This is a genomic window from Enterobacter sp. AC1, assembly GCF_050434705.1.
In the GTDB taxonomy this organism is placed as follows: Bacteria; Pseudomonadota; Gammaproteobacteria; order Enterobacterales; family Enterobacteriaceae; genus Enterobacter; species Enterobacter cloacae_L.
The window spans coordinates 806,887-822,828 of sequence record NZ_JBNDIZ010000001.1; the positions used below are offsets into that span (position 1 = coordinate 806,887).

Annotated in this window: 15 protein-coding genes; 9 read left to right on the forward strand and 6 right to left on the reverse strand. The window is 57.7% G+C overall.

The window, feature by feature from the left end:
- Positions 1 to 16: 16 nt before the first annotated feature.
- Positions 17 to 1,435: a glutamine synthetase family protein gene (locus M2433_RS03805; protein ID WP_047348720.1), complete on the reverse strand. Its 1,419-nt coding sequence runs from the start codon at positions 1,433 to 1,435 to the stop codon at positions 17 to 19.
- A gap of 213 nt (positions 1,436 to 1,648) precedes the next feature.
- On the opposite strand from M2433_RS03805, the gene puuD reads away from it, so the two are divergent.
- The 8 genes from puuD (at position 1,649) to M2433_RS03845 (ending at position 10,601) form a co-directional block, all read left to right on the forward strand.
- The gene (puuD, locus tag M2433_RS03810; protein ID WP_429052941.1) at positions 1,649 to 2,413 is read left to right on the forward strand and encodes a gamma-glutamyl-gamma-aminobutyrate hydrolase; all 765 of its coding nucleotides are present in this window, start codon (positions 1,649 to 1,651) and stop codon (positions 2,411 to 2,413) included.
- Between the two features lie 25 nt (positions 2,414 to 2,438).
- Entirely contained in the window at positions 2,439 to 2,996 is a 558-nt protein-coding gene (puuR, locus tag M2433_RS03815) for an HTH-type transcriptional regulator PuuR (protein ID WP_047348722.1), read from the forward strand.
- Between the two features lie 157 nt (positions 2,997 to 3,153).
- Positions 3,154 to 4,647: an aldehyde dehydrogenase PuuC gene (gene puuC, locus M2433_RS03820; protein ID WP_429052942.1), complete on the forward strand. Its 1,494-nt coding sequence runs from the start codon at positions 3,154 to 3,156 to the stop codon at positions 4,645 to 4,647.
- Positions 4,644 to 5,924 (forward strand): NAD(P)/FAD-dependent oxidoreductase, encoded by a 1,281-nt coding sequence (locus M2433_RS03825; RefSeq protein ID WP_429052943.1) that lies wholly within the window; start codon positions 4,644 to 4,646, stop codon positions 5,922 to 5,924. Before puuC ends, M2433_RS03825 begins: the two co-directional genes overlap by 4 nt.
- Before the next feature lie 25 nt (positions 5,925 to 5,949).
- Positions 5,950 to 7,221: a 4-aminobutyrate transaminase gene (gene puuE / locus M2433_RS03830; protein WP_429052944.1), complete on the forward strand. Its 1,272-nt coding sequence runs from the start codon at positions 5,950 to 5,952 to the stop codon at positions 7,219 to 7,221.
- Between the two features lie 150 nt (positions 7,222 to 7,371).
- The gene (locus M2433_RS03835; RefSeq protein ID WP_429052945.1) at positions 7,372 to 8,859 is read left to right on the forward strand and encodes a carboxypeptidase M32; all 1,488 of its coding nucleotides are present in this window, start codon (positions 7,372 to 7,374) and stop codon (positions 8,857 to 8,859) included.
- A 227-nt stretch (positions 8,860 to 9,086) separates the two neighbouring features.
- Positions 9,087 to 9,500 carry an acid resistance repetitive basic protein Asr gene (gene asr, locus M2433_RS03840; RefSeq protein ID WP_059311270.1) on the forward strand — a complete coding sequence of 138 codons (414 nt, stop codon included), beginning with the start codon at positions 9,087 to 9,089 and terminating at the stop codon, positions 9,498 to 9,500.
- 279 nt (positions 9,501 to 9,779) lie between these two features.
- Positions 9,780 to 10,601: a trypsin-like serine peptidase gene (locus tag M2433_RS03845; protein ID WP_429052946.1), complete on the forward strand. Its 822-nt coding sequence runs from the start codon at positions 9,780 to 9,782 to the stop codon at positions 10,599 to 10,601.
- 1 nt (position 10,602) lies between these two features.
- Here the strand turns inward: M2433_RS03845 and M2433_RS03850 are convergent, their stop codons facing one another.
- From M2433_RS03850 to M2433_RS03865, 4 genes are all read right to left on the reverse strand, one after another.
- Positions 10,603 to 12,765: a bifunctional diguanylate cyclase/phosphodiesterase gene (locus M2433_RS03850; protein ID WP_429052947.1), complete on the reverse strand. Its 2,163-nt coding sequence runs from the start codon at positions 12,763 to 12,765 to the stop codon at positions 10,603 to 10,605.
- Between the two features lie 84 nt (positions 12,766 to 12,849).
- Positions 12,850 to 13,179 (reverse strand): multidrug/spermidine efflux SMR transporter subunit MdtI, encoded by a 330-nt coding sequence (mdtI, locus tag M2433_RS03855; RefSeq protein WP_025758607.1) that lies wholly within the window; start codon positions 13,177 to 13,179, stop codon positions 12,850 to 12,852.
- Entirely contained in the window at positions 13,166 to 13,528 is a 363-nt protein-coding gene (gene mdtJ / locus M2433_RS03860; RefSeq protein ID WP_429052948.1) for a multidrug/spermidine efflux SMR transporter subunit MdtJ, read from the reverse strand. The genes mdtI and mdtJ overlap by 14 nt, the downstream gene beginning before the upstream one ends.
- A gap of 117 nt (positions 13,529 to 13,645) precedes the next feature.
- Positions 13,646 to 13,816: a hypothetical protein gene (locus M2433_RS03865; RefSeq protein ID WP_429052949.1), complete on the reverse strand. Its 171-nt coding sequence runs from the start codon at positions 13,814 to 13,816 to the stop codon at positions 13,646 to 13,648.
- A 133-nt stretch (positions 13,817 to 13,949) separates the two neighbouring features.
- On the opposite strand from M2433_RS03865, the gene M2433_RS03870 reads away from it, so the two are divergent.
- On the forward strand, positions 13,950 to 14,984 hold the full coding sequence (locus M2433_RS03870) for an AI-2E family transporter (RefSeq protein WP_429052950.1): 1,035 nt from the start codon (positions 13,950 to 13,952) through the stop codon (positions 14,982 to 14,984).
- Between the two features lie 3 nt (positions 14,985 to 14,987).
- Here the strand turns inward: M2433_RS03870 and M2433_RS03875 are convergent, their stop codons facing one another.
- Entirely contained in the window at positions 14,988 to 15,935 is a 948-nt protein-coding gene (locus M2433_RS03875; RefSeq protein ID WP_429052951.1) for a zinc-dependent alcohol dehydrogenase family protein, read from the reverse strand.
- Between the last annotated feature and the right edge of the window lie 7 nt (positions 15,936 to 15,942).

Genomic DNA, 15,942 nt, shown 5'->3' on the forward strand with positions numbered 1-15,942 from the left:
TTACCGGGGCACGTCATCAGGCGTTTTTCAGCATCCACTCAATTTCAGTTTCGGTAATCAGGCGTTCAAACTGCAGCAGTTCATCATTCTTGCAGGCGTGATAGACGTGGCAGAAACGTTCGCCCAGCCGCTCTCGGAGGCTATCGTTTTGCATAAATTCCCACAGCGCATCGCTCTGACGAATCGGGAACGGCAGCCCGTCCTGCTCCAGACCATTGCCTTCCACTTCTTCCTGCAGGGGTAAATCGTTATCCAGCCCATGTAGGATGCCGGCAAAAATCGCCGCCATCACCAGATACGGGTTCGCGTCTGCTCCCGCCACCCGGTACTCGACCCGGTGGTTATGGCGATCGCCGCACGGGATACGCAGGGCAACCGTGCGATTGTTGTGTCCCCATGACGCCTGCGTCGGCACGTACATTCCCGGCTGGAAACGGCGGTAGGAGTTGACGTTCGGTGCCAGCAGCGCCATGGACGCCGGCATCAGGTCAATCATCCCGGCCAGCGCGCGCTTCAGCAGCGCGGAATCCTCGCCGCTGGCGTCTGCGAGCACGTTTTCACCTCTGTTGTTCTGCATGCTGATGTGGATATGCATCCCGCTGCCCGCATGCTCTTCATACGGCTTTGCCATAAACGTGGCGTGCATCTTATGTTTTTCCGCCATCTGCCTGACGAGTCGTTTCAGCGCCAGCGCATCATCGCAGGCATCGAGCACGTTTTCCGTATGGTGCAGGTTAATCTCAAACTGGCCCGGAGAGGCCTCAGCCACTGCCCCGTCGGCGGGGATCAGCTGCAGCTGCGCCAGTTCGTCAATGTCATTCAGCACGTCAGCAAAGTGGTTCAGGTTATCAACCGAGTAAACCTGACTCTGCGTGTTACGCACGTCGGTGCCCGGCGCGCAGGGAGGCTGCAGATAGCCCTCGGCATCGCGTTTACGGTCAAGCAAATAAAACTCCAGCTCTACCGCTACCACGGGGAACAGACCGCGCTGGCGCAGCTGCTGCCAGAGTCGGTTGAGTACGTTCCGCGGCTCAACGTCAAAGGGAGCGCCATCTTCATCGACCATGGTGAGCTGCACCTGACCAATGTACTCAGGGTCGGCGGCGGACGGCGTCAGGGTGCCCGGCACCGGCACGCAGATACAGTCCGGCTCGCCGAGCTCCTGCCCCAGGCCCGCCTCTTCCACGACGTTACCCAAAATGTCCATGGCGAAAACCGAAGCCGGGAAATAGCAGCCTTTTTCAAGCTTGCTCAGTCCGGCAACCGGGATGCGTTTGCCGCGAAAACAGCCGTTCAGGTCGGTCAGGAGGACATCAATAAACTGGGTGTCAGGATACTTTTCTAAATAGCGCTTCACCTCCTGCGTAAAGGCGCTGCCCCGCCTCTCATCCGTGTGCTGCACAAAGTTCTCAACTTCTACGATATTGGTTTCCATGATTTACCACCGTTTTTGGATTTGCGTTCGCTGCTCTGGACTGTCAAATATAATGTCCACTCTATCGAATCTGTATGCAAACAAATTGTTTGTCAAATGTTAAATTAAGTTTGCAAAAGGCAGATCCCGTTGCTAGATTGAGAAAATATTGAACGAAAAGGCTGTCTAACAGGCAATAATGGCCTAAATTTAGTCCACTTTGTGAGGGCGATCATGGAAAATATAATGAACAAGCCAGTTATTGGCGTGGTGATGTGTAGAAACAGGCTTAAGGGTCATGAGACCCAGACCCTGCAAGAAAAGTACCTGAACGCCATTGTTCACGCGGGGGGGTTACCTATTGCCTTACCGCATGCGCTGGCAGAGCCAGAGCTCATTACCGCTCTGCTGCCAACCCTGGACGGGATTTACCTGCCGGGCAGCCCAAGTAACGTGCAGCCGCACCTGTATGGTGAAAACGGCGATGAGCCTAACGCCGATCCCGGGCGAGATCTTCTGAGCATGGCGCTGATTGCCGCCGCGCTCGAAAGGCGCATCCCCATTTTCGCCATCTGCCGGGGGCTGCAGGAACTGGTTGTTGCGACGGGAGGGACGCTGTATCGTCGCCTGTTCGAGCAAAACGACCTGCTTGAGCACCGGGAAGATCCTGAACTGCCGGTTGAGCTACAATACGCCCCGTCTCATGAGGTTCAGGTTCAGGAGGGAGGACTGCTGTCTCAATTAATACCAGGCTGTAACACATTTTGGGTAAACTCGTTACACGGGCAAGGTGCACGAACGTTAGGACCACGGCTCCGCGTGGAGGCCCGCTCAACGGACGGGCTGGTCGAAGCGGTCAGCGTTCATGACCACCCTTTCGCCCTCGGCGTGCAATGGCACCCCGAATGGAACAGCAGCGAGTACGCCCTGTCACGTATGTTGTTTGAAGGTTTTATCACCGCCTGTCAAAGCCACATTGCCGAGAAGCAGCGGCTTTGACCACTACCGTAAAGGAAATGCAACTATGAGCGATGACGGACTGGCGCCAGGGAAACGTCTGTCTGAGATCCGCCAGCAGCTGGGTCTCTCGCAGCGGCGTGCCGCCGAACTGTCTGGGTTAACACACAGTGCCATCAGCACCATTGAACAGGACAAAGTCAGTCCTGCCATCAGTACGCTGCAAAAGCTGCTGAAAGTCTATGGGCTGTCGCTCTCGGAATTCTTTTCGGAACCGGAAAAACCTGATGAACCGCAGGTGGTTATTAATCAGGACGACCTTATCGAAATAGGCAGTCAGGGGGTTTCGATGAAGCTGGTTCATAACGGAAATCCGAACCGTACGCTGGCGATGATTTTTGAAACTTACCAGCCTGGAACCACGACCGGAGAGAGGATCAAACACCAGGGTGAGGAGATCGGTACGATACTGGAAGGTGAAATAGTGCTGACCATTAATGGCCAGCCTTATCACCTGGTTGCGGGGCAGAGCTATGCCATCAATACCGGCATACCGCACAGCTTCAGCAACACCTCGGCAGGCATCTGCCGCATTATCAGTGCCCACACCCCCACCACGTTCTAATTACCACTCGGTCCCGGCGTAAGCGCGCTTACGCCGGGACAAATAAAAACGATCAATGTCGGCATTTTACGGGTTAATTCCCGGGATGCCCCACGGCTTCGTATTGCCTGAAACGGCCATGCCTTTATTTATCTGATTGCGAAAGAAAGGAGTGAATATGCATTTTCAGCACCTGACTTACTGGCAGGATAAAGCAAAAAACAGCGCCATTGAGACCCGGTTATTTATTAACGGCGCCTATTGTGACGCCGCCGATAATGCCACGTTTGAAACCGTCAACCCCGCTACCCAACAGCCGCTGGCGAACGTGGCCCGGGGCAAGCAGGCGGACGTGGACCGCGCGGTTCAGGCCGCGCGTGAGGTATTTGAGCGCGGTGACTGGTCGCAGGCGTCTCCGGCGCAGCGCAAGGCCGTGCTAAATAAGCTCGCCGACTTAATGGAACGCCACGTCGAAGAGCTGGCCCTACTGGAAACGCTGGACACCGGTAAACCCATCCGCCACAGCCTGCGCGACGATATTCCCGGCGCGGCGCGCGCCATTCGCTGGTATGCCGAAGCGGCGGATAAAGTCTACGGCGAAGTGGCGCCTACGGGGCCGGGCGAGCTGGCGATGATCGTGCGCGAGCCGATCGGAGTCGTCGCGGCCATCGTCCCCTGGAACTTCCCGCTGCTGCTGGCCTGCTGGAAGCTGGGCCCGGCGCTGATCGCGGGCAATAGCGTGGTACTGAAACCGTCGGAGAAATCGCCCCTCACCGCCCTGCGGCTGCCCGGGCTGGCAAAAGAGGCGGGCCTGCCGGACGGCGTGCTGAATGTGATAAGCGGTTACGGCCACGAAGCGGGCCAGGCGCTGGCGCTGCATCCGGAGGTCGAGGTACTGACGTTTACCGGCTCTACCCGTACCGGCAAGCAGCTGCTGAAGGACGCGGGAGAAAGCAACATGAAGCGCGTCTGGCTGGAGGCAGGCGGCAAGAGCGCCAACATTATCCTTGCCGACTGTCCGGACCTGGACAAGGCCGTGAGCGCGACCGCCGCCGGGATTTTTTATAACCAGGGGCAAGTCTGTATCGCCGGCACCCGCCTGCTGCTCGAAGACAGCATCGCCGACGACTTCCTGGCAAGGCTGAAGGCGCAGGCCCGTCACTGGCAGCCGGGCGATCCGCTCGACCCCGACAGCACGATGGGAATGCTCATCGACGCCGCGCACGCCGATACCGTCCACACGTTTATTCGCGAAGGAACCCGGCAAGGTACGCTGCTGCTGGACGGACGGGAACAATCATGGCCTTCCGCAGTCGGTCCAACCGTTTTTGTCGACATCGACCCTGCCTCCCCGCTGTGCCGGGAAGAGATTTTCGGGCCGGTGCTGGTCGTCACCCGCTTTAAAACCGAAGAGGAAGCCTTAACGCTGGCCAACGACAGCGAATATGGGCTTGGCGCGGCGGTATGGACCCGCGATCTCTCCCGCGCGCACCGCATGAGCCGCCGCCTGAAGGCAGGCTCGGTCTTCGTCAATAACTATAACGACGGTGATATGACCGTACCCTTTGGCGGCTATAAGCAGAGCGGCAACGGTCGCGATAAGTCCCTGCACGCGCTGGAAAAATTTACCGAACTCAAAACCATCTGGATTGCTATGGAGCCTCAATCATGACCGAACATACCACCAGCTACTACGCGGCCAGCGCGAACGCTTATGAACCTTTCCCGACGCTTAACGAGTCGATCAGCTGCGACGTGTGCGTGGTGGGCGGCGGCTATACCGGCCTCTCCTCCGCGCTGCATCTCGCTGAAATGGGCTACGACGTGGTGCTCCTTGAAGGGGCGCGCATCGGCTTCGGCGCCAGCGGACGCAACGGCGGCCAGCTGGTTAACTCCTACAGCCGCGATATCGACGTGATTGAGAAGAACTACGGGCCCGATGCCGCCAGAGTCCTCGGGAGCATGATGTTTGAAGGCGGGGAAATCATCCGGGAGCGTATCCAGCGCTATCAGATCCAGTGCGACTATCGTCCCGGCGGGCTGTTTGTGGCGCTAAACCATAAGCAAATGGAGACGCTGGAGGAGCAAAAAGCCAACTGGGAACGCTACGGCAACACGCAGCTGGAGCTGCTGGACGCCAGCGCCATCCGCCGGGAAGTCGACAGCGAACGCTATACCGGCGCGCTGCTGGACCGCAGCGGGGGGCACATTCACCCGCTGAACCTGGCGATCGGCGAAGCGGACGCCATTCGCCTGAACGGCGGGCGGGTGTATGAACAGTCCCCGGTGACCGCCATTCAGCACACCAGCCCGGCCGTGGTGAGCACGCAGCATGGTCAGGTGACGGCCCGCTACGTAATCGTCGCCGGGAATGCCTATCTGGGCGACAAGATAGAGCCGGATCTGGCAAAACGCAGCATGCCCTGCGGCACACAGGTGGTGACCACCGCCCCGCTGCCGGAAGAGGTAGCCCGCACCCTGCTCCCCAACAACTACTGCGTGGAAGATTGTAACTATCTGCTGGATTACTACCGTCTCACCGCCGACAACCGCCTGCTGTACGGCGGTGGCGTAGTCTACGGCGCGCGCGATCCGGACGACGTCGAACGCATGGTGATGCCAAAGCTGTTGAAAACCTTCCCACAGCTGGCAGGCGTCAAAATCGACTACCGCTGGACGGGCAACTTCCTGCTGACCCTGTCACGGATGCCGCAGTTTGGTCGTCTGGATAAAAACATCTATTACATGCAGGGCTACAGCGGCCACGGCGTGACCTGCACCCACCTGGCCGGACGGCTGATCTCTGAACTGTTGCGCGGTGACGCTGAGCGCTTTGATGCGTTTGCCAACCTCCCGCACTACCCCTTCCCGGGCGGTCGCAGCCTGCGGATTCCATTCACGGCGATGGGCGCGGCGTATTACAGCCTGCGCGATCGTCTTGGCGTATGATCGTTTCGACAAAAGGGTATCTGACATGAGTAACCAGGAATTTCATCAGCGCAGACTTTCTGCCACCCCGCGCGGCGTAGGCGTAATGTGTGATTTCTTTGCCCGCACGGCGGAGAATGCCACGCTTACCGACGTGGAAGGCAACGACTATATCGATTTCGCCGCCGGGATCGCGGTACTGAATACCGGCCATCGTCATCCTGAACTGGTGGCCGCAGTGGAAAAACAGCTTCACCAGTTCACCCACACGGCCTACCAGATTGTGCCGTATGAAAGCTACGTTTCATTAGCCGAAAAACTTAACGAGCTGGCCCCGGTGCAGAGCCCGGCCAAAACGGCGTTCTTCACCACGGGCGCGGAAGCGGTGGAAAATGCCGTTAAAATCGCCCGGGCCCACACCGGCAGACCGGGCGTGATTGCCTTCGGGGGAGGTTTTCACGGCCGAACCTACATGACCATGGCGTTAACCGGCAAGGTCGCGCCCTATAAGCTGGGATTTGGCCCCTTCCCGGGGTCGGTTTATCACGTGCCCTATCCTTCCGAGCTGCACGGCATCACGACGCAGGATGCCATCACGGCGATAGAACGCCTGTTCAAAGCGGATATTGAGGCGAAACAGGTGGCGGCGATTATTTTTGAACCCATTCAGGGTGAAGGCGGATTCAACGTCGCCCCGCCAGAGCTGGTGGCCGCCATCCGCCGCATCTGTGACGAGCACGGGATTGTGATGATTGCCGACGAAGTGCAGAGCGGCTTCGCCCGTACGGGCAAACTGTTTGCCATGGAACACTACGCGGACAAGCCTGACCTGATGACGATGGCTAAAAGCCTGGCAGGCGGAATGCCGCTGTCCGGCGTGGTGGGCCGCGCCGGGATCATGGACGCGCCGGCACCCGGCGGTCTGGGGGGGACCTATGCAGGCAACCCGCTGGCGGTTGCCGCCGCGCACGCGGTGCTGAATATTATCGACAACGAGTCACTGTGCGCGCGCGCCTGTCATCTGGGCGATCGACTGAAAGCCACGCTGGAAGAGATTCAGGGTACCTTCCCTGCGCTCGTGGCGATAAGGGGAAGAGGCTCGATGATTGCTGCGGAGTTTTTTGATCCCGAGAGCCGTGAACCTTCTGCCGCCATCGCGCAGGCGATCCAGCAAAAGGCGCTCGCCCAGGGCCTGCTGCTGTTGATCTGCGGCCAGTACGGCAACGTGATCCGCTTCCTTTATCCGCTGACCATTCCGGATGCCCAGTTCACCCAGGCGCTGGCGATCCTGCAGCAGGTTATGCGCGATAAGGCCTAAGCGTGCACCGAAAACCGTCTGTCGGAATGCCGGCGACGGTTTCAACGGAGGAGATCGGCATAGATTTCCTCCGCGTGGGAAATGTTGGGGAATTTGGTCTGTTTCATTGTATGCTCCCTGAAACACATCCCTGGCAAGAGGAAATAAGAATTGCAAAAAACATCCGCCTATCAGTCACTTGTGAAAACCTTCCAGCGTCTCTCCCGCTTCTCGCACCTCTCCTCCATCGCCAGCTGGGACATGTTCACCATGATGCCGCCCGGCGGCAGCGCCGCGCGCGGTGAGGCGCTGGCGGAGATGAGCGTCCTGCAGCACCAGATCCTGACCGATAGAAAAGTGGGCGACCTGCTGGCTGCGGCGGCAGGTGAAGAACTCAATGACGTTGAACAGGCCAACCTGCGCGAAATGACGCGTCACTATCAGCAGGCCTCGCTGCTGCCGGAATCGCTGGTGGAAGCCAAATCCCTGGCGGGCAGCAGGTGTGAACACGCCTGGCGCACGCAGCGCCCCGCTAACGACTGGCAGGATTTTTCTGCCAACCTGAAAGAGGTGGTCAAACTCAGCCGCGAAGAGGCTCGCCTGCGGGCCGAAGCCAAAGGCTGTACGCCGTACGACGCGCTGCTGGATATTTTTGAGCCCGACATGACCAGCGCCCGTCTGGACGTTCTGTTCGGGGATATGAAATCCTGGCTGCCGGACCTGCTGGCAAACGTGGTGGAAAAACAGGCTCAACGGTCGTTCGTTCCTCCTCAGGGCCCCTTCCCGACCGCGACGCAGCGCGAGCTGGGCCTGGAAGCCATGAAGACGCTCGGCTTCGATTTTAACGGCGGTCGACTCGACGTGAGTGCGCACCCGTTCTGCGGCGGCGTGCCGGAGGACGTGCGCATCACCACGCGCTATGACGAGGATGAACTGCTCAGCGCGCTGTTTGGCGTGATCCACGAAACCGGGCACGCGCGCTACGAACAAAACCTGCCGCGCGCGTGGGCAGGACAGCCGATTGCCCTGGCCCGCTCAACCGCGATCCACGAATCCCAGAGCCTGTTCTTTGAGATGCAGCTGGGACGCAGTGAAGCCTTTCTCAAGCATCTTCTCCCTGCGGTGCACGCCCGCTTTGGCAGCCAGGCGGCGTTCAGCGAAGAGAACTTTATTGCCTGGAACCAGCGCGTAAAACCGGGCTATATCCGCGTCGATGCGGACGAAGTGAGCTACCCGGCACACGTGGTGCTGCGCTATGAGATTGAGCGGGCGCTGATCAACGGCGAGATTGAGGTGGACGACATCCCCGCCCTGTGGGATGAGAAAATGCAGGCGTGGCTCGGATTATCCACCAAAGACAACTATCGCAACGGCTGTATGCAGGATATCCACTGGACCGACGGCGGTTTTGGTTACTTCCCGTCTTATACGCTGGGCGCCATGTATGCCGCGCAGCTGTTCCACGCCGCCAGCACCGCGCTGCCGGGCCTACAGGCCTCCATCGCCGAGGGCGATTTTTCCGCCCTTTTTGAGTGGCTGCGTCAGAACATCTGGCAGCACGGCAGCCGCTTTACCACGTCGCAGTTAATTACCCAGGCCACAGGTGAAGATCTGAATATCCGCTACTTCCGCGAACATCTGACCTCCCGTTATTTGTAATCTGTTTGGCCGGGGTGGGGGAACTCCAGTAAAAGAGCCGTATGTTCCCCCTCACCCCAGCCCTCTCCCTCAAGGGAGAGAGGGCCGTCCGTGCAGGACCCCGGCAATGTACATATGGTTACACGCCGATACCAATCACTCACGGAAACCTCGAATTTACAGGGATATAGTTATTTCAACGGCCCCGCAGTGGGGTTAAATGAAAAACCAAATTCGAGGGTATGAGAATGAATAAAGTATTAGCTCTGGTTGTTGCCGCTGCTATGGGTCTGTCTTCTGCTGCATTTGCTGCTGACACTACCGCAACTGCTGCACCGGCTGCCGCACCTGCTGCAACCACCACCGCTGCGCCAGCAAAAGCGGTTCACCATAAGAAACACCACAAAGCTGCAGCGAAAAAAGAAGCCGCTGCACCAGCAACCGCAGCCCCAACCGAGCAAAAAGCGCAGGCTGCCAAAAAGCACCACAAGAAAGCCGCTAAACCGGCTGTAGAGCAGAAAGCGCAGGCTGCTAAAAAACACCACAAACACAAAAAAGCGACCAAACCGGCCGTAGAACAGAAAGCTCAGGCTGCTAAAAAGCATCACAAAAAAGCAGTAAAACACGAAGCTGCTAAACCAGCTGCACAGCCAGCTGCGTAAGAGTACAAGCTTAACCGTGCCCTTCGGGGCACGTTGGTAAACCGGCGCTGAACCGGAACAGGTTCCGCGCCGTTTTTTTTATCCGGAGGGCGTATGCTGCGACGCTATCGGTTTGAGCTGATTCTGATCCTGCTTATTTTATGCGCGCTCATCGCCAGCCATTTTTATCTTTCCTGATTGTAGCACGCTGATTTTACTCCCACTTTCGCGCTGTCCCGTCTATAGTATTTTCATAGGGTTCACTTTTAATAATCATAATTACCCCCACCAGAGTGTGATATGCGTAAATCTGTTGTGTTGTTACTGGGAACGTTTGGTCTTTTTTCTGGATTTTCACATGCGGATGATAGCGGTGATGACACCATTAACGCGAAAGAGCTAAAGACGCTTTTTTTCGGTCATGACGATCGTACGCGCGTCACCGATCCGACCCAGGCGCCCTGGGACGCTATAGGGCAACTGGAAACCGCCAGCGGTAACTTGTGTACTGCAACGTTGATCACCCCGCAGCTTGCCCTGACGGCAGGCCACTGTCTGTTAACGCCGCCAAACGGCAAGCCGGATAAAGCGGTTGCCTTGCGATTTGTGTCGCAAAAAGGCCTCTGGCGCTATGAAATCCACGGCATTGAAGGCCGGGTTGATCCGTCTCTTGGCAAACGCCTGAAACCGGACGGTGACGGCTGGATCGTGCCGCCGGGGGCCGCCTCATGGGATTTTGGCCTGATCGTTTTGCGCTACCCGCCTTCAGGCATTACGCCGCTGCCGTTATTTGACGGCGACAAAGCCGCGCTTACCGTCGCGCTGAAAGCCGCCGACCGCAAGGTGACGCAATCGGGCTATCCTGTCGATCATCTGGATACGCTTTACACCCACACTGACTGTATTGTGACGGGCTGGGCGCAAACCAGCGTGCTTTCGCATCAGTGCGATACGCTGCCGGGTGACAGTGGTTCACCGCTGATGCTGAAAACGGATAATGGCTGGCAGCTGATTGGCGTTCAGAGCTCTGCCCCGGCGGCAAAAGACCGATGGCGCGCAGATAACCGGGCCCTGTCCGTGACCGGTTTCCGCGACAAGCTTGAAGCGCTGGCTCAGCAGTAAATCAACACCTTCTGACCTGATGTAACGCCCTGATTGACTCAATCGGCATCGGCTGGCTGAACCAAAAACCCTGCAGTTGATCGCAGCCAGCCAGCCGCAGCAGCTTCATTTGCTTCTCGGTTTCGACCCCTTCTGCGACCACCGCCATGCCCAGCGCATTGGCGATCCGCACCGTGCCGCTCACCAGCGCCGCCGCCTGCTCGTCGTTGTCCACCAGCCCGGCCAGCGATTTATCGATCTTGATGGTGTCGAAGTTAAAACGCCGCAAATACCCAATGCTTGAATAGCCGGTACCAAAGTCATCCAGCGCCACCGCGGTGCCCAACGCTTTAAGATTGGCTATCGCCATGCGCGCACGCTCCGGGTTTTCCAGCACATAGGATTCCGTGACCTCAAGCTGCAGCCGGTTGGCCGGGAAACGGGTGGTCTCCAGCACGCTGGCCACTTTTTCTTCAAAGGCGGGATCGCGAAATTGAGCGGGAGAGATATTCACCGAGAGCTTTAAGTCACCGTACGGCTGCAGATCCTGACAGGCCCGCTGCAGAACAAACTGGCCCAGTTTGTAAATCAGACCGCTGGTCTCCGCAATGGCGATAAAGGCATCCGGGCCAAGCGGCCCGTCCGGGCGACGAGGCCAGCGCACCAGCGCTTCGACGCTGCTCATTTTCTGGCTGCGGGCGTCAATAATGGGCTGATACCAGACCTCAAACTCATCGCGATCCAGACCGAGGCGGATCTGGTTTTCAATCGCCAGCTTGCGCTCACGGGCGCTGTTCAGCTCCGCGTCGTAGTGGGTGATACGCCCTTTCCCGCTCATTTTTGAGTGATACATGGCAATATCGGCGCGGCGAAACAGCTCGGAGCTGGTGCACTCAATCAGGGTGCCGCTGGCGATTCCGATGCTGGCGCCAATATGGATGGTGCGCTCCCCCAGGTGAATGGGGGTGTTGAGATAATCCAGCACCGATGCGGCAAACGCGGTGGCCTGCGCCTCGGCCTTGTCACCGCCGATGGTCATGGCAAACTCGTCCCCGCCCATTCGCGCCAGCATTCCGCCCGGCGGCACGCGTTCATTCAGCGTTTTCGCAATCGCCACGATGAGATCGTCACCCACGCTGTGACCGTAGATGTCATTCACGTCCTTAAAGCCATCCAGATCGATAAACACCACGCTTTTGACGTCGATATCACCGCGTAAACTGACCCGGTCCAGCGCCTCGATGAGCGCACGCCGGTTCGGCAGATGGCTCAGCCAGTCCGTTCTGGCGACCAGACGCGCCTGGCTTTCACCGCGCGCAAGCTTGTAAAGCCCCACGCTGCTCACCAGAATGAAAAGCAGGATCAGCCCCGACGCCAGCACCACAATCTGCCGGATGTCAGAGGAGGCCGCCCGGGCGGCCTGCGCACCCGGAAGCCGCGCCTGCCAGTTCAGATAGCCGACTAACTCCCCCGCCGCACTGCGCAGCGGCATGCTGCGATCGTTGATTTTGCCTGGGGAATAGCTGAGGTTATCGATCTGAAAGGTCGCTCCGAGGTCGGATAATATTTTGGCGTTCAGATGTCGGGTAATCACCAGATAGCGGCGCGTTCCGTCGGTCACTTGTAACCTTCCGACCATCGGGCGAATCAGCCCTATTCCGACAAAGGCGACACCGTGGCGCGTCTTGCTGATCCCCGAATAGATATTTTTTTCACCAGAGAGCGCTCGCCTGTGCTGGTCAATAAGCGCTTCGAGACCCTTGCCAAAGAAGTCGAGGTTTTTCTCGTAGAAATGTTGGCTTTGAAACGAGCCCCAGATGACCCTGAAATGTTCATCAAGCACAAAGGTCCCGTCATAGAGATTGTTGATTTTAAAGCCGGCACCCCAGGTATTATACAACCAGTCGGTATCCAGCGCGGGACGGTAGGCCTCCCGCACCGCATCGTCCCAGACGGCGTTATCTAGCACCAGAGAGGAGACGCGGTTAACCGAGGTCTGAATGGCCCCCTGCACGGAAAGCGCCGAGCGGTGCTCATCAATTTCGTTGGTTTTGGTGCTGATAAGATGCAGAGAGAGATAAAGCAGTGCGACGATGGAAATAATTAAGCCGATCCCCGCCATGAAGACCATGGCAAACAACGTTCTCGCATTGGGAATATTGCGCCAGCTTAATGTGCGATACATCAGCCATCCTCTTCACTGTTTTGCTTTTCTAAGCGTAATACAGGCAGCGAATTTCGCTGCCTGTAAATGATGGCTTGAGGTCTGTCAGGCGAGTTTTATCATGATCATGCCGGCAAGCAGCAGTATGAGGCCGATCCAGCCCTTGTTATTTAAACGCTGACCGAAGAGAACCCAGCCTGCGGCCAGCGTGGCGGCGATACCAAAACCGCCCCACAGCGCATAGGCCACCGACAGGTCGATCCCTTTTACCGCCTGGGACAGGGCGCTGAACGCCCCCAGAACCGCGGCAATCGACAGCAGGCCGTATACTTTACGGCGAAAACCATCGGAGAATTTCAGCAGGACGTTCGCCAGGATTTCCAGCACGATGGCAAGCCCCAGCCAGGCCGCATGAACCCACTCAAACTGTTGCATGGTTATGCTCCTTCGGCTGTTTGACAGGCTTACGGGTACCCGATTTAATCAGCACAATACCCGCCACCAGCGTCGTTAAGCCAGCGATCTTCATCGTTGTTAATGTTTCGTCAAATATCAGCACGCTGAACAGCGTAATCAACAAAATACCGATCCCTTCCCACAGGGCATACGCAACGCCCAGCGCAATTTTCTTCACCGCAAACGAGAGGAAAATATAGGAAAGTGAAATCATCACCAGCATTAAAATAAAACCGGTGTTGCCATCGCTGACGCTGGCCCATTTCATCGACAGCGTGCCGGTAATTTCAGCGATAATCGCCAGGGCTAATAAAATCCAGTAAAACATGATTTTCTCCTGCTTGAGAATATAGTCCATCGTGGCCCGCTGCGAGCAGCAAACCAAAAAATACGAATTGAAATCAGATAGCTAAGCGCTTAGCGCCAGCTCAGGCAGAAGATATGACTATAGTGCGGTGCGCCAGTGTTGCTCACCAGAAAGCAGGAAGAAGGAGGTGGAAAATACAGCGGTGTTGTTTGAAGCGTACGTCCTGAACAGATTGTCCATAAAATTACAATTATCCGCGTTGTTGCTTCTCGTCTTTGCGGATGAAAATTGTCCTCGGTAGTTAAACACACCAGATTTGTACCATAAGCTAAGATTTTACTCAAAGTCTTTGCAATTCTTTACCCACCTCGTTTGATTTTGGTTAGTTTATTGCAACGCCTTTCACCTTTATTATAAATATAAAGAAAATCCCGGAGTCACCATGGCCAAACCCATCATTACCCTGAACGGGTTAAAAATTGTCATCATGCTGGGCATGCTGGTGATTATACTGACAGGCGTTCGCTTTGCCGCCGACATTATTGTGCCCTTTATTCTGGCGCTGTTTATTGCGGTGATCCTGAACCCGCTGGTACAGCGCATGACGCGCCTGCGCATTCCGCGCGTGCTGGCGATCACGCTGCTTATCAGCATCATCATTGTGGCGATGGTCTTGCTGGTGGCGTATCTCGGCACCTCGCTGAACGAGCTGGCGCGCACGCTGCCGAAATACCGCTCTTCGCTGGCGATACCGCTGCTGCAGCTTGAGCCCTGGCTGCAGCGTGCGGGTATCGAAGTCTCGGTTGAGGAGCTCCTGAAATATATCGACCCCAATGCGGCCATGACGATCGTCACCAGCCTGCTGGCGCAGCTGTCCAATGCCATGACGTCTATTTTCCTGCTGTTTTTAACGGTGGTGTTCATGCTGCTTGAGGTGCCTCAGCTGCCGGCAAAGCTTCAGCAGATAATGGTCCGTCCGGTTGAGGGAATGGGGGCGATCCAGCGCGCGCTGGACAGCGTCTCCCGCTATCTGGTGCTGAAAACCGCCATCAGCCTGGTCACGGGCGGAGTCGTCTGGGTCATGCTTCTGGCGCTGGACGTGCGCTTTGCGTTCGTCTGGGGATTGCTGGCGTTTGCGCTAAATTACATTCCCAACATCGGTTCCGTGCTGGCGGCGATCCCCCCTATCCTTCAGGTGCTGGTTTTCAGCGGGCTTTATGACGCGCTGATTCTGCTGGCCGGTTATCTGGTCATCAATCTGGTGTTCGGTAATATTCTTGAGCCACGAATGATGGGCCGGGGGCTGGGACTGTCCACGCTGGTGGTCTTTTTGTCCCTGATATTCTGGGGCTGGCTCCTCGGTCCCGTAGGGATGCTGCTCTCCGTCCCGCTGACCATCATCGTCAAGATTGCCCTGGAACAGACGGCGGGCGGGCAGAGTATCGCCGTGCTGCTGAGCGATATGACCCATCAATAGCGGTCAGTCCGCCATCGACAGGAGGGGCTTGCAGGTTCTTCCGCCCTGACGCCAGGTGCCGATCGCCCTTCGCCATTCCGCCAGTGGGTACACCGTAACGTCGCTGTACTGGCTGGCTTGCAAGCGAAGCCAGATGCGATCGAACTCCGCGCGCCACGCCTCCGCGCTGAGCGCATCCAGGCCGTTACGGATATGGAACCACGCCACGCGCGGCACGGGTCGTTGCTGTCTGAAGGGTTGACCGCTCAGCAGCCCGTAGCAGACAAACATGCCCTGCTCGGGCATCACGCTGAGGATCGCTTCCGCAAGCGGCCCGCCGGTGGCATCGTAGACGAGGTCGCTACGCGCGGCGACGGAGCCGATCCTCTGTGCGTCATGCTGCGCGACAGGAATAATACCCATCGCCTCAAGCCTTTGTGCATGAACGGCGGAGCGGTGAATCCCGTACACTGCTTCCGCCCCCGCCTGACGCGCCCACTGCCCCAGCAGGATGGCGCAGTCAGAACCGGCAGCCGTGAGCAGCACCCGCTTTCCCCGAGGCGGGTAGCGGGCGAGCATCATCTGCGCCGCCAGCGGGTTGATATAGGCCCGCGCGGCCAGACGTGCGTCAATAGCGTCCGGAACGGGAATGGCATACTCTGCCGGGCAATCAACATAGCGCTGCCAGGTGCCTTGTCCGCGCAGCGGCAGAACGCGTTTACCCAACAGATAATCAAACGGCGCGGGTGCCTGGATGACAACGCCGACACCTTCATACCCCGCAACCGCCGGTAGCGGGGTGCGGTGGCGATAGGCCCCGGTAATGGGGATAAGATCGGACGCGTTTACCGGAGAAAACAGCATCCGCACGCGGAGATGACCCGGCGCAAGCGCGCCCGGAGGCGCGGTTTCAGGCTGCAGAACTGATTCTGGCTCGCCAAAGCGACGATACCACAGGGCCAGGTTTTCCATCACAATC

What these genes read in the sequence shown, in the direction of transcription:
- M2433_RS03870 (WP_429052950.1), top strand. Translation starts at nt 13,950, where the DNA reads ATGGCCAAACCCATCATTACCCTGAACGGGTTAAAAATTGTCATCATG.
- M2433_RS03805 (WP_047348720.1), bottom strand. Translation starts at nt 1,435, where the DNA reads ATGGAAACCAATATCGTAGAAGTTGAGAACTTTGTGCAGCACACGGAT.
- puuD (WP_429052941.1), top strand. Translation starts at nt 1,649, where the DNA reads ATGGAAAATATAATGAACAAGCCAGTTATTGGCGTGGTGATGTGTAGA.
- mdtJ (WP_429052948.1), bottom strand. Translation starts at nt 13,528, where the DNA reads ATGTTTTACTGGATTTTATTAGCCCTGGCGATTATCGCTGAAATTACC.
- M2433_RS03825 (WP_429052943.1), top strand. Translation starts at nt 4,644, where the DNA reads ATGACCGAACATACCACCAGCTACTACGCGGCCAGCGCGAACGCTTAT.
- asr (WP_059311270.1), top strand. Translation starts at nt 9,087, where the DNA reads ATGAATAAAGTATTAGCTCTGGTTGTTGCCGCTGCTATGGGTCTGTCT.
- M2433_RS03845 (WP_429052946.1), top strand. Translation starts at nt 9,780, where the DNA reads ATGCGTAAATCTGTTGTGTTGTTACTGGGAACGTTTGGTCTTTTTTCT.
- puuC (WP_429052942.1), top strand. Translation starts at nt 3,154, where the DNA reads ATGCATTTTCAGCACCTGACTTACTGGCAGGATAAAGCAAAAAACAGC.
- M2433_RS03850 (WP_429052947.1), bottom strand. Translation starts at nt 12,765, where the DNA reads ATGTATCGCACATTAAGCTGGCGCAATATTCCCAATGCGAGAACGTTG.
- puuE (WP_429052944.1), top strand. Translation starts at nt 5,950, where the DNA reads ATGAGTAACCAGGAATTTCATCAGCGCAGACTTTCTGCCACCCCGCGC.
- puuR (WP_047348722.1), top strand. Translation starts at nt 2,439, where the DNA reads ATGAGCGATGACGGACTGGCGCCAGGGAAACGTCTGTCTGAGATCCGC.
- M2433_RS03875 (WP_429052951.1), bottom strand. Translation starts at nt 15,935, where the DNA reads ATGGAAAACCTGGCCCTGTGGTATCGTCGCTTTGGCGAGCCAGAATCA.
- mdtI (WP_025758607.1), bottom strand. Translation starts at nt 13,179, where the DNA reads ATGCAACAGTTTGAGTGGGTTCATGCGGCCTGGCTGGGGCTTGCCATC.